We start from the raw sequence: 12,415 nt of genomic DNA on the forward strand, positions 1-12,415 counted from the left end.
TGCATGGCAAAGCTTTCACTCAGCAATATCGTCAAGCGCTTCGGCGGCTTCGAGATCATCCATGGCGCCGATCTGGAGGTGAAGGACGGCGAATTCGTCGTCTTCGTCGGCCCCTCCGGCTGCGGCAAGTCCACGCTGCTCAGGATGATCGCAGGTCTCGAGGACATCACCTCAGGCGAGCTTCGGATCGGCGGCAGGGTCGTCAACGACGTCGAACCGGCCGATCGCGGCATCGCCATGGTCTTCCAGTCCTATGCGCTCTATCCGCACCTCACCGTCGAGGAGAATTTGAGCTTCGGCCTGCGGATGAACGGCAACCCGAAGGCCGATACCGAGCGGCGTGTGCGCCACGTCGCCGAGATCCTGCAGATCACCGAGCTGATGAAGCGGCGGCCGAAGCAGCTTTCCGGCGGCCAGCGCCAGCGCGTCGCAATCGGCCGCGCCATCGTGCGCGAACCGGAGGTTTTCCTGTTCGACGAGCCTCTGTCGAACCTCGACGCCGAACTGCGCGTCCAGATGCGCGTCGAAATCTCCAGGCTGCACAAGCAGCTCGGCACGACGATGATCTACGTCACCCACGACCAGACCGAGGCGATGACGCTTGCCGACAGGATCGTCGTGCTGCGCGCCGGCAATATCGAACAGATCGGCGCCCCGCTCGACCTCTATGACGATCCCGCCAACCAGTTCGTCGCCGGCTTCGTCGGCTCGCCGAAGATGAATTTCCTCAAAGCCGTGGTGGTCGAAACGCAGCCGGGCGGGGCGGTGATCGCGCTGGAAAGCGATGCCAATATGCGCCTGCCGCTGCCCGTCACCGAACCCATCGAAGCCGGCACGAAGGTGACGCTCGGCATCCGTCCCGAACATTTCGTCGATGCAGGCATGGGTGACGCCGATCTCACCGTCGCCATCGACGTCGCCGAACATCTCGGCAACACCAGCTACATCTATGCCGCCATCGGCAGCGAGCAGCTGATCATCGAGCGGCCGGAATCGCGCACCGCCGGCAATCGCGAGACGCTGACCGTCGGCCTTCCTGCACGCCACACATTCCTTTTCGACGGCGTCGGCAAACGGCTTCGCTAAACCACAAATCCCAAGGCAGAAAGACGAGAGAGGTTTCCATGACTTCCGATCAACCGATCCGCTGGGGCATCATCGGCCCCGGCACCATCGCCCGCACCTTTGCAGACGGCGTCGCTCATTCGCGCACCGGCAAACTGGTGGCGATCGCCACCCGCGACCCTTCAAAGCCGGGACTGGCAGAAAACTTCCCCGGCGCCCGCATCGTCAACGGTTATGAGGCGCTGCTTTCCGACCCCGAGATTGATGCGGTCTATATCTCCGTGCCTCATACCGGTCATGCCCAATGGGCGATCAAGGCCGCGCGCGCCGGCAAGCATATCCTTGTGGAAAAGCCGATCGCGCTTTCGGCCTATGATGCCGAAGCCGTTTATTACGAGGCCAAGAAGGCCGGCGTCTTTGCCGGCGAGGCCTTCATGTACCGCGTGCATCCGCAGACGGAGAAGCTGGTCGAACTGATCAAGAGCGGTGTCATCGGCACGCTGCGCATCATTCGCTCGAGCTTCGGCTTCAATATGGGCAGCTACAGGCCGGAGCACCGGCTGTTCGCCAACGATACCGCCGGCGGCGGCATTCTCGATGTCGGCGGCTACCCGGTCTCGATGGCAAGGCTGATCGCCGGCGCCGCGGACGGCAAGGCCTTCCTCGACCCGGAGAAGGTTTCGGGCGTCGCCCATCTCGGCCAGAGCGGCGTCGATGAATGGGCCTCCGCCGTGCTCAAATTCCCGAACGAGATCATTGCCGAGGTCTCCTGCTCGATCATGGCGCAGCAGGACAATGTGCTGCGTATCATCGGCTCCGAGGGCCGGATCGAAGTCGCCGACTTCTGGTTCGCCTCCGGCCATAAGGGCGGCGTGGGCAAGATCGAGATCTTCAAGGGCGGCAGCCGAGAAACCGTCGAACTCAGGGAGGATCGCTGGCTCTATTCCTTTGAGGCAGATGCGGCGGGCGATGCCATCCGCGCCGGCAGAACCGAGTTCAGCTCTCCCGGCATGAGCTGGGCGGATTCGATCGGAAACCTGCGCGTGCTCGACCAGTGGCGCGCCTCGGTCGGCCTCGAATACGGCGTCGAGAAAGCGGCAAAGCGAACGGCCAACATTGCCGGCGGTGCTGTCACGCGCGGCAACAGCATTCCGCAGCGTGAGATACCCGGCATTTCCAAGCCGGCCTCGGTCGTGACACTCGGCTTCGAATTCTTCCCGAACTTCGCCGCCGCCTCGCTGACGCTCGACGCCTTCTACGAGGCCGGCGGCAATGCCTTCGATACGGCCTTTGTCTATGGAGCCGGCAAGACGGAAGCCATCTTCGGCGACTGGCACATGAGCCGAAAGGTCCCGCGCGAGGAGATCGTGCTGATCGGCAAGGGCGCGCATTCGCCCCTCTGCTATCCCGACATGATCGCCAAGCAGCTCGACCAGTCTCTCGACCGGCTGAAGACCGACTATGTCGACATCTACTTCATGCATCGCGACAATACCGACGTGCCCGTCGGCGAGTTCGTCGATGCCATGGATGCCGAGGTCAAGCGCGGGCGCATCCGTGGCATCTTCGGCGGATCGAACTGGACGCGGGCGCGCTTCGACGAGGCGATCGCCTATGCCGAAAAATCAGGCAAGGCGGCGCCGGCGGCTCTCTCCAACAACTTCTCGCTTGCCGAGATGCTCGATCCGATCTGGGCCGGCTGCGTCGCCGCTTCCGATGACGACTGGAAAAAGTGGCTCAACGAGAAGCAGATTCCGAACTTCGCCTGGTCGAGCCAGGGTCGCGGCTTCTTTACCGACCGCGCCGGCCGCGACAAGAGAGATGACGAGGAGATCGTCCGGGTCTGGTATTCCGAGCGCAATTTCGGACGCCGCGACCGCGCCATCGAGCTTGCCAACAAGCTTGGCCGCAATCCGATCCACATCGCGCTCGCCTATGTGATCGCCCAGCCTTTCCCGGTCATTCCGCTGATCGGGCCGCGCACCGTCGCCGAGCTGGAAGACAGCCTCTCGGCGCTCGACATCAAGCTGACACCTGATCAGGTGAAGTGGCTGGAAGGCTGAAGCAATAGAGAGGGCGCGGTTCAAACCGCGCCCTTTGCTTTTCTACTTGCGCGGCTCGGAAGCTTTCTTCCTGGCCGCATCGTCCATCAACTCGTACCACATGGCGTTGAGGACAGCGAAGGCCGCGGCCAGCGGCAGGCCGAGGATCCATGCAAAATACCACATCGTTTGGTCTCCCTCAGAGCAATTCCAGGAAAAGTGCGAAGCGGTTTTCCGTCCGGAATTGCGTAGAAACAAAAGGTTAGAGCGGTTCTCCTGAATCGCTCTAGTAAGCGTGACTGTTCTTGTCGGTGATCGACTTCTCATCGACCTTGCCCCACAGAACCTTGTAGACCCAGGCTGTGTAGGCGAAGATGATCGGCAGGAAGATCACCATCACCACAAGCATGATGAACAGCGTCATGTGGCTGGAGGATGCATCCCAGACCGTCAGGCTCGATCGCGGATCGAGCGAGGAGGGCAGGATGAACGGGAACATCGACAGGCCGACCGTCGAGATGATGCCAAAGATCGCCACCTTGCTGAAGAGCAGCGTCATGACCTCGCGCCTTGCCCGCATGGCAATGAAGGCCAGTGCCGCGCCGACGAAGCCGAGGACGGGCGCGATGATCATCCACGAGTGGGTGGTGTAGTTGGTGAGCCACGCGCCTTTCTCCAGCGCCACGGTCTTCAGCAGCGGATTGGAGGGACCGATCGGGCTGATATCGCTGGTGATGCGATAGCCACCGACGCCGATCCACAGGAAGAGGCCGCCGAGTGCGAAAAGCACGATAACGGCAAGGGCGGCGATGCTGCCATAGCTTCTGGCACGCACCGCGACCGGGCCACTCGACTTCAACACCAGCCAGGCCGCACCATGCATCGTCAGCATGGCTAGCGAAAGCAGGCCGCAGAGCAGCGCATAGGGGTTGAGCAGGGCGAAGAACGAGCCCTCGTAGAAGATCCGCATATCGTCGGCAAAGCGGAAGGGCACGCCCTGCAGCACATTGCCGACGGCGACGCCGAAGATCAGCGACGGCACGAAACCGCCGACGAAGAGCGCCCAGTCCCAGCCGTTCCGCCAACTGGCGCTTTCCCGCTTCGAACGATATTTGAAGCCGACCGGGCGCAGGATGAGCGCGAAGAGGATCGCGAACATCGCTAGATAGAAGCCCGAGAAGGACACCGCATAAAGCGGCGGCCAGGCGGCGAAGATGGCGCCGCCGCCGAGGATCAGCCACACTTGGTTGCCCTCCCAGGTGGCGCCGATGGTGTTGATCGCCACGCGCCGTTCCGTGTCGGTCCGGGCGACGAAAGGCAGAAGGGTGCCGACGCCGAGATCGAAACCGCCTGTTGTCGCAAAGGCGATCAGCAGCACGCCGAGCAGCAGCCACCAGATGAGACGCAGGGTTTCATAGTCGATGAGTTCGTGAAGGATCATGGCAGGTCACTCCGCGGCCGAGACGAGGGTTTCGGAAATCAGAACCGCTTCCGGCTCGTCGTCCGGCTCCGGTCCTTGCTTGATTGCCTTGATCATCAGGCCCATCTCGATGACGATCAGCGTCGTGTAGAGTGCCGCAAATCCGATGATGGTCAGAAGCACGGTGCCGGCGCCAAGGCTGGAGACGGCGGCGGCCGTCGGCAACACGCCTTCGATCACCCAGGGCTGGCGGCCGAACTCGGCGACGACCCAGCCGAGTTCAATGGCAACCCAGGGCAGGGGGATCGCCAGCACGGCAATCTTCAGAAGCAACGGATATTTGTCGAGATGGCGGCGCGCCGACAGCCAGAAGAAGGTGGCGGTCAGCAGGATGAAGAAGATACCGAGGCCGACCATGATGCGGAAGGACCAGAAGAGCGTCGGCACGTGCGGGATGGTATCGCGCGCGGCCTGAACGATCTGCTCGTCGGTCGCCTGGCGAGGATCGTCGACGTAGCGTTTCAGAAGAAGAGCATAACCAAGATCATGGCCGAGATCCTCGAAGGAGCTGCGCACTTCCAGCGCAACCTGATCCTGCGCCGGTGCCGAACGGATCTGCATCAACGCGTCGTAAGCCTTGATGCCATCGCGGATGCGGGTTTCGGCCTGCTGTTCGAGCTTGTCGATGCCGGGGATTTCGGTGGTCAGCGACCGCGTGCCGATCAGGCCCATGACCCAGGGAATGTGCACGGCAAAATGCGTTTCGCGGGCTACCTGGTCGGGGAAGCCGAAGGCGGTGAAGGCGGCCGGCGCCGGTTCCGTCTTCCACATGCCCTCGATTGCCGCGAGCTTCATCTTCTGGTTCTCGGTCGCGAGATAACCGCTCTCATCGCCAAGGACGACGACCGAAAGCGCCGAAGCGAGGCCGAAGGAGGCGGCGACCGTCATCGAACGCTTGGCAAGCTCGATATGCCGGCCCTTGATTATATACCAGGCCGAGACGCCGAGCACGAAGATCGAAGCGCAGACGTAACCTGCCGATACCGTATGGACGAATTTCGCCTGGGCCACCGGGTTGAAGACCACATCGAAGAAGCTTGTGATCTCCATGCGCATCGTTTGCGGATTGAGCGCCGATCCCACCGGGTTCTGCATCCAGCCATTGGCAATCAGGATCCACAGCGCCGAGAAGTTCGAGCCCAGCGCCACCGCCCAGGTGGCGACGAGATGGCCGACCTTCGACAGCTTGTCCCAGCCGAAGAAGAACAGGCCGACAAAGGTCGCCTCGAGGAAGAATGCCATCAAGCCCTCGATCGCCAGCGGCGCACCGAAGATGTCGCCGACATAATAGCTGTAATAGCTCCAGTTCATGCCGAACTGGAATTCCATGACGATGCCGGTGGCGACGCCGATCACGAAATTGATGCCGAAGAGCGTGCCCCAGAATTTCGTCATCTGCCGCCAGATCTGGCGGCCGGTCATCACATAAACCGTTTCCATGATCGCCAGGAGCACGGACAGGCCGAGCGTCAGCGGTACGAACAGAAAGTGGTAAAGCGCCGTCAGCGCGAATTGGAAGCGCGAAAGTGCTACGATATCTAGTTCCATTGTCTTTCTCCCACGGTCCCACGGGGCCGGAGCGTTCCTCAAGCGCCGGATGGCGTGAGGGCATGCGGTTTCGCTCAATCCGGCCGAAGCCGGTCGAGTGCCTTTTCGAACGCCGCCTCTCCACGGCGCGAAACCTCTGTGATGCGGCCGCCTTCGATGACGGCGATGCGGTCTGCGATGGCAGCCTCGCGGCGGATATGGGTGGCGATGACCAATGAGCGGCCGGCCGCCATTGCCGACAGGCGGCCAAGCACATCGCGGGCGGTGGCGCCATCGAGGCCCTCTGTGGGTTCATCTAGCAGCCAGAGCGGCGTGTCCCGCAGGAAGAGCCGGGCAAGCGCCACCCGGCGCGACTGGCCGCCGGAAAGACCGAGCCCGCCTTCACCGAGCGGCGTATCGATCCCACGCGGCATGGCCTCGATATCGGCAAGCAGACCGGCAGCGGCGAGCGCGTCTCGAAGGCGGGCCTCGCTCGCATCCGGGTTGGCCAGAGCGAGATTGCCGCGCAGGCTGTCCTCGAAGAGTTCCGTCCGCTGTGTCAGCAAGGTCGCTCTTGTCGCCGCAACACGCCCCGCGCTCGCCGGCAATTCGCCGGAAAGCAGGGCGAGCAGGCTCGACTTGCCGGCGCCGCTGCCGCCGACCACGGCCAGCCGCTCGCCTGGCCGGAGCATCAGGTCGATGGTTTGGAGTGCCGGCACGGCGGAATTTTCATGGAAGGCGGAGACATCCTTCAGCGATAAAGCATATCCCGGCAACGCCGCCGCCAATGGCTCGGGTGCCCGCGCGACGGCAAGCCGCGGCGCGACCCGCTTTGCCGCAAGCAGCGTCCGCCCAAGTTCCAGGGCGCCGCGGCGCAGTGCCGCGAACGGTTCGGTCGCCGCGAAGGCAACCAGCAGGCCAAGCGCTGCCACGGGAGCGGTAATCGCCTTCGTCTCCGCAAGAGCGGCGACGGCAAGCAGCGATGCCGTCAACAGCAGGGTGGAGACCAGGCCGAAGCCAAAGGTCAGGCCGGTCTCGACGCGGTTCAACCGATCGTCGGCGCCGGCGGTGTAGTGGTCTGCCGCAGCGATGGCCTGCCTTTGCGCCGCAAGCCGTCCGGCCATCAGCAGGTCGGTCTGGCCGGCGACGAGATCGATCGTCCGCGACCGCAGCGCCTCGATGCCATGGGTGCGCCGGCGTGCATATTTGCGCGCCGCCCGGGCGGCGATCAAGGGCAGACCGAGGCCGGCACCAATGAGAAAGAGACCGGAGAACAGGCCGAACAGGGGATGCATAAACCCCAGCACCAGGCTTGCCGCGAAGGTAGCGCCGAGCGCTACCGCCCCCGGCACGAGGATCCTGAGATAGAGGCTGTCGAGCGCATCGATGTCGGCCGTCAGACGGAAGAGCAGCCGTGCCGGACGATGCAGAAGCATGCGCGCCGCGCCCGGTTCGGCGAAGCCGCGAAACAGTCTTTCGCGCAAGGCTGCGAGCACGCCGAGCGTCGCATCATGGGTCGCAAGCCTTTCCCCGTAACGCGCCGCGGTTCGGACGATGGCGAGCAGGCGGATGCCGGCCGAGGGCGCAAAGACATCGAAGGTGATGGCTGCGGCGGAAAGGGCGGCAAGCGAGGTGGCGGTGATGAACCAGCCGGACAGGCCCAGCAGGGCGATGCCCGCCGTCACCGTCGCCGCCGAAAGTGCGGCGCCGAGCAGCAGAGCGCGCCGGCGCTCAGCCAAAAACAGACGCAGGATCGGCTTGAGGTCTGCAGCAAATGTGCTCATTCGGCGGCCTCCCTGATCATGATGTCGGCGTCGATGCGGATGCTGCGCTGCATGCGCGCGGCCAGCCGCGGATCGTGGGTGGCAACGATCAACGTCCGCCCCCTCGCGAGCGAAAGCAGGCTCTCGGTCACTTCGGCGGCGGTGGCGGCATCGAGATGCGCGGTCGGCTCGTCGGCGAGGATGATCCTCAGATGCGGATTACAGGCCGCTCGCGCGATCGCCAGCCGCAACGCCTCGCCGCCGGAAAGCCCGATACCGCCTTCGCCGAGGGACCGGCCGCCATAGGCCTCGGCCGCCTTTCCGAGTCTCGCGGCATCCAGTGCGTCGGTCACATCGCCGCGCAGCACGCCGGGTCTGCCAAGCGCGATATTCCCCGTTATGGTGCCGGCAAAAATATGCGGCTTCTGACCGATCCACGCCATACCGTCCCGCAGGTTGGCGGCAGTCTCATCCGCGAGCTCGACGCCGCCGATGACGATGCGGCCGCCGGTGCAGGGTGCCAGCCCCGCCATCAGCGACAGAAGCGTCGATTTGCCGGAGCCGCTGGCACCGAGAAACGCCAGATGTTCCCCGGCAGCGATATCGAGGTTGAAACCGTCATAGATCAGCGGTTCGTCGGAGCCATAGCGAAAAGCGAGATTTTCAAGGCGGATGGCCGGCGCCTCCGTACCGGCAGCTGTCGCGGCTTCGGCCGACCCTCGGATGGGCAGGCCACCGGCGGCAAGGGCATCCAGCGCTTTCAGCGCCGCTTCGCCGGCCGCCCGGTCGTGCCAGACGGCCGAAAGCTCGCGCAATGGCTCGAAGAAGGCCGGCGCCAGCAGCAGGATGAACAATCCCTCAGTCAGGTCGAGTCGGCCTGCCCAGGTGCCGAAGCGGATTTCGCCAAGCAGGCTGAAACCGACATAGACGGCAATCATAGCCACGCCGAGTGCGGCGAAAAGCTCGAGCACGGCCGAGGAGAGAAAGGCGATCTTCAGCACCGCCATGGTTCGCAGCCGCAGCGATTCCGCCTCGCGGCGCAGTCTGAGCGCGGTGGCATCCACCGCGCCGAGCGCCCGGATCGTCGCCAGTCCGCGCAGCCGATCGAGCAGGAAGCCATTGAGGCCACCGGTCGCAACAAGTTGTTTTTCGCTGGCTGCCTGGGCGCGCCAGCCGATCAGGGCCATGAAGATCGGGATCAGCGGCGCAGCGAACAGCAAAACCAGCGCGGCGATCCAGGAAACCGGAAGGACGAAGGCAAGGATGACGAGCAGCACGAGGCTCGCCTTCATCCGCGCCGGCTGGAAACGGGCGAGATAGGGCACGATCAGTTCGGCCTGCTCGCCGATGACGCTTGCGGCTTTGCCGGACGCCGGCCGGCCGCGATCGATCGGCGACGACAGGGAAAGGGCGGCGACGGCGGCCTGCCGCCTGCGGCTGAGCTCGGCGCGCGCCACATGAAAGGCCAGGCGGCCGCCAGCCGCGTCGAGACAGCTTCTTGCCAATCCGAGGAGGAGGATGCCGAAGGCCGGCCAAAGCACGTCGTGCAATCCGCCGCCATCGGCAATGCGGCCGACCGAGATGGCGAGCAAGCCGGCCTGTGGGATCCAGATGGCGGCGGCTAGCGCCTGCAGTATCGCCGCCCTGCGCAGTCCAACAATCGCCGCGTCACTGCGAGGCGAAACGGCATCGCCGTCCAGCGACCGCGTTTCTTGTTTGTCTGTCGCGTCGAAGAAAGCATTGCCCATGGCGCTAACTCTTGCTCGCAGGATTCGGCCGGCGGCTGCGGCCGAGCGAAACGACCCGGTCCTTGGCCTCCAGAAGCTTTGTCACTTTCGCGCCCAACGAGAGTAGCGTTGCGAGCCTTTCGGTTTCAAGTTGTTTTACGTCTTCATACCAATGGGTCAGTTGCTCGATCAACGTGTGCATTTCGCTCATGCGCTGCTGCGCATGGCGTTCGGCCTCGCTGGCGGGGCGCTGCATCAGGATTTCGCGCAGAACCGACAGCGTCGGATCGACTTCACGCTTCTTTCGTTCCTCGGCAAGCGTCCGCAAGATCAGCCAGACATCATCCGGCGTCGTGAAGAAATCGCGGCGATCGTCCGGCTTGTGTTTGAGAAGGACAAGGTTCCAGGCCTGCAATTCTCGCAGGCTCATCGACACGTTGGAGCGGGAGATGCCGAGCGACTCGGCGATCTCCTCGGCGCAGAGCGGCGCCGGCGAGACGAAGAGCAGAGCGTAGATCTGGCCAACCGTGCGGTTGATTCCCCAGCGCGATCCCATTTCGCCGAAATGGAGGACGAAGGACTGGACGAGAGGCGGAAGGTTCATCGTTGTTTCCGTTGTGTCTGTGATTTCATAAATTTCTGAAATCACTATACTGACTTTCGCGCCTCGCCGACAATCGGCAAGGCGGCCCTGCGTCAATTTGGATGTCCGTTCGTTGATCGTGGGTCGGATATAGCCCGCCGCAGCATGGCTGGATTTGATTTGGATCAAGTCCGCCGCACTTTGCCGCGATGACGCAGAAAGGCCCGGTTATGGGTTACCGGGCGTTCTGATCGGAATGCGATGATAGATAGGATACCGCTTTCGCAGGCGGCTCAGATATTGTCGGCTCAAATCAAGTCGGCCAGGATACCGACGCCTGCAATGGCGGCAACACTGCCAGCCGCGCGCGTTACGAAGGCGCCCTGACGTTCACCGGCGCGGCCGATGATATAGCCGAGGGCGAGGCCGGCGGCATGCAGCAGCGCGGTCGCGACCATGAAACCAGCGGCATAGGCGGCGCCGCTCGCATCTTCCGGCATTTCGGCGCCGTGCGCATGACCATGAAAGACGGCGAAGAGGCCGATGACGCCGAGCGCTGCGGCAAGCGGCGCCTTGACATCAAGGGCAATGACGGCGCCGAGAACGACGACGGAAAGCGCAATGCCGGTCTCAACGAAGGGAAGATCAGTCCCGGCAACGCCGAGAGCGCCGCCGAGCGCCATGACCAGAACGAAGGTCGCCGGCACGAGCCAGGTGGCGCGACCGCCGAGCTGAAATGCGAAAACGCCGACCATCACCATCGCGAGGATATGATCGACGCCGGACATCGGATGGGCAAAACCATGGCTGAAGCCCGCAGCCTCGCCGGTCGCGGGATGGGCGTAGGCTACGGCTGGAAGCGCGGTGGCAGCCAAAGCAAGCAGGCCGCTCTTGAGTGCTGATTTCATGCTCATCCCTCGTAAGTTTTCGAATATCCTGCGGCCGTCGAAGACCGCCGCGATTTCAAGCTGCGCGGATCACGCTAATTCAAGGAGCCCGTTCCGTCAACGTAAATGCCATAAAATAGCAAGGCAATTCAATTGCTTATCTGATAGGCAAATGCCGTTTTCGATAGCTTCTTCCATTGCTCCAAGATCCGCCTGGAAACCTCCCGGCACAGGGGCTATCAATCATCCGGCGGAGCCAGCGCAAATCGCCCGCAATGGAGGAGACGCCCATGACGAACAACGAGCGGCCGCTGGCGATCAGCGCGCCCGAACCGCGCACGCTCGATCTGATCTTCAGCGATCAGGCGCGCGCCGAGCTGCATGCGAAATACGATATCGTCGAGGCCGACCCCGACAATATCGCCGGCCTCGGCGACCAAATCCTCGGCAAGACCCGTTACATTATCGGCCAGCCACCGCTTTCGAGGGAAACGCTCGCGAGAATGCCGGCCCTGCGCTCGATCCTTAACGTCGAGAGCAATCTTCTCAATAATATGCCTTATGAGGTGCTTTTTGAGCGCGGCATTCATGTCGTGACGACAGGCCAGGTCTTTGCCGAGCCGGTCGCCGAAATCGGTCTCGGCTTCGCACTGGCCTTGGCGCGCGGCATCGTCGATGCGGATGTCGCGTTCTGCCAGGGAGACGAACTCTGGGGCGGGGAGGGCAATGCGGATGCGCGGCTGATCGCCGGCTCCGAGATCGGCATTGTCGGCTTCGGCGATCTCGGCAAGGCGCTGCGCCGGCTGCTCTCCGGCTTCAGGGCCCGCATTAGGGTGTTCGATCCCTGGCTGCCCCGCTCGATCCTCGAGGAAAACGGCGTCGAACCCGCAAGCCTGGAGGAGGTGCTGACGAAGAGCGATTTTGTCTTCGTCGTCGCGGCCGTCACCAGTGAAAACAAGGGATTCCTCGGCGCCGATGCCTTCGCCGGCATGCGCAGGGGCGCCGCCTTCATCCTGCTCAGCCGCGCCGACGTCGTCGATTTCGAAGCGCTGATGGCAGCCGTCTCGTCCGGTCATATTGTCGCGGCAAGCGACGTCTACCCGGAAGAGCCGCTGCCGCCCGACCACCCGGTGCGGAGCCTGAAAGGCTTCATCCGCTCGGCGCATCGGGCCGGCGCGCTCGACAGCGCCTTCAAGAAGATGGGCGACATGGTGCTCGAGGACATGGACCTGATGGATCGCGGCCTGCCGCCGATGCGCTGCAAGCGGGCGGAACGCGAAACGGTTTCGCGCATGCGTTCCAAGCCTGTCGCAGTGAATTAAGCCGGCAGACGCGCGCCGC

The 12,415-nt window shown here is 63.5% G+C and carries 10 protein-coding genes; 3 read left to right on the forward strand and 7 right to left on the reverse strand.

Annotation, left to right across the window (positions count from 1 at the left end; all coding sequences use genetic code 11):
* Positions 1–3: 3 nt before the first annotated feature.
* Both ugpC and MF410_RS23510 read left to right on the forward strand, forming a co-directional pair.
* Complete coding sequence (gene ugpC, locus MF410_RS23505) at positions 4–1,086, forward strand: sn-glycerol-3-phosphate ABC transporter ATP-binding protein UgpC (protein ID WP_097627872.1); 1,083 nt, start codon at positions 4–6, stop codon at positions 1,084–1,086.
* Between the two features lie 38 nt (positions 1,087–1,124).
* Entirely contained in the window at positions 1,125–3,128 is a 2,004-nt protein-coding gene (locus MF410_RS23510) for an aldo/keto reductase (protein ID WP_097627873.1), read from the forward strand.
* 42 nt (positions 3,129–3,170) lie between these two features.
* Here MF410_RS23510 and cydX read toward each other — a convergent pair whose 3' ends face one another.
* From cydX to MF410_RS23545, 7 genes are all read right to left on the reverse strand, one after another.
* Positions 3,171–3,293, reverse strand: a complete 123-nt coding sequence (gene cydX / locus MF410_RS23515; protein ID WP_017957645.1) for a cytochrome bd-I oxidase subunit CydX — start codon at positions 3,291–3,293, stop codon at positions 3,171–3,173.
* Between the two features lie 100 nt (positions 3,294–3,393).
* Positions 3,394–4,548 (reverse strand): cytochrome d ubiquinol oxidase subunit II, encoded by a 1,155-nt coding sequence (gene cydB / locus MF410_RS23520; protein WP_239620478.1) that lies wholly within the window; start codon positions 4,546–4,548, stop codon positions 3,394–3,396.
* A 6-nt stretch (positions 4,549–4,554) separates the two neighbouring features.
* Entirely contained in the window at positions 4,555–6,135 is a 1,581-nt protein-coding gene (locus MF410_RS23525; protein ID WP_097627875.1) for a cytochrome ubiquinol oxidase subunit I, read from the reverse strand.
* Positions 6,136–6,209: 74 nt separating this feature from the next.
* The gene (locus MF410_RS23530) at positions 6,210–7,898 is read right to left on the reverse strand and encodes an ATP-binding cassette domain-containing protein (RefSeq protein WP_131711319.1); all 1,689 of its coding nucleotides are present in this window, start codon (positions 7,896–7,898) and stop codon (positions 6,210–6,212) included.
* On the reverse strand, positions 7,895–9,625 hold the full coding sequence (gene cydD / locus MF410_RS23535; protein ID WP_097627877.1) for a thiol reductant ABC exporter subunit CydD: 1,731 nt from the start codon (positions 9,623–9,625) through the stop codon (positions 7,895–7,897). The genes MF410_RS23530 and cydD overlap by 4 nt, the downstream gene beginning before the upstream one ends.
* Before the next feature lie 4 nt (positions 9,626–9,629).
* On the reverse strand, positions 9,630–10,208 hold the full coding sequence (locus MF410_RS23540) for a GbsR/MarR family transcriptional regulator (RefSeq protein ID WP_097627878.1): 579 nt from the start codon (positions 10,206–10,208) through the stop codon (positions 9,630–9,632).
* 287 nt (positions 10,209–10,495) lie between these two features.
* The gene (locus MF410_RS23545) at positions 10,496–11,095 is read right to left on the reverse strand and encodes a HupE/UreJ family protein (RefSeq protein WP_097627963.1); all 600 of its coding nucleotides are present in this window, start codon (positions 11,093–11,095) and stop codon (positions 10,496–10,498) included.
* 269 nt (positions 11,096–11,364) lie between these two features.
* Between MF410_RS23545 and MF410_RS23550 the strand changes: the two genes are divergently transcribed.
* A complete protein-coding gene (locus MF410_RS23550) occupies positions 11,365–12,396 on the forward strand; it encodes a hydroxyacid dehydrogenase (protein WP_097627879.1) in 1,032 nt (343 codons plus the stop codon).
* Positions 12,397–12,415 lie beyond the last annotated feature (19 nt).

This window comes from Rhizobium sp. C104 (assembly GCF_022354505.1).
GTDB classification, from domain to species: domain Bacteria; phylum Pseudomonadota; class Alphaproteobacteria; order Rhizobiales; family Rhizobiaceae; genus Rhizobium; species Rhizobium redzepovicii.

Bases quoted from the DNA above. Each gene is read 5' to 3' on its own strand.
- ugpC (WP_097627872.1), top strand. From the start codon at position 4: ATGGCAAAGCTTTCACTCAGCAATATCGTCAAGCGCTTCGGCGGCTTC.
- MF410_RS23510 (WP_097627873.1), top strand. From the start codon at position 1,125: ATGACTTCCGATCAACCGATCCGCTGGGGCATCATCGGCCCCGGCACC.
- cydX (WP_017957645.1), bottom strand. From the start codon at position 3,293: ATGTGGTATTTTGCATGGATCCTCGGCCTGCCGCTGGCCGCGGCCTTC.
- cydB (WP_239620478.1), bottom strand. From the start codon at position 4,548: ATGATCCTTCACGAACTCATCGACTATGAAACCCTGCGTCTCATCTGG.
- MF410_RS23525 (WP_097627875.1), bottom strand. From the start codon at position 6,135: ATGGAACTAGATATCGTAGCACTTTCGCGCTTCCAATTCGCGCTGACG.
- MF410_RS23530 (WP_131711319.1), bottom strand. From the start codon at position 7,898: ATGAGCACATTTGCTGCAGACCTCAAGCCGATCCTGCGTCTGTTTTTG.
- cydD (WP_097627877.1), bottom strand. From the start codon at position 9,625: ATGGGCAATGCTTTCTTCGACGCGACAGACAAACAAGAAACGCGGTCG.
- MF410_RS23540 (WP_097627878.1), bottom strand. From the start codon at position 10,208: ATGAACCTTCCGCCTCTCGTCCAGTCCTTCGTCCTCCATTTCGGCGAA.
- MF410_RS23545 (WP_097627963.1), bottom strand. From the start codon at position 11,095: ATGAAATCAGCACTCAAGAGCGGCCTGCTTGCTTTGGCTGCCACCGCG.
- MF410_RS23550 (WP_097627879.1), top strand. From the start codon at position 11,365: ATGACGAACAACGAGCGGCCGCTGGCGATCAGCGCGCCCGAACCGCGC.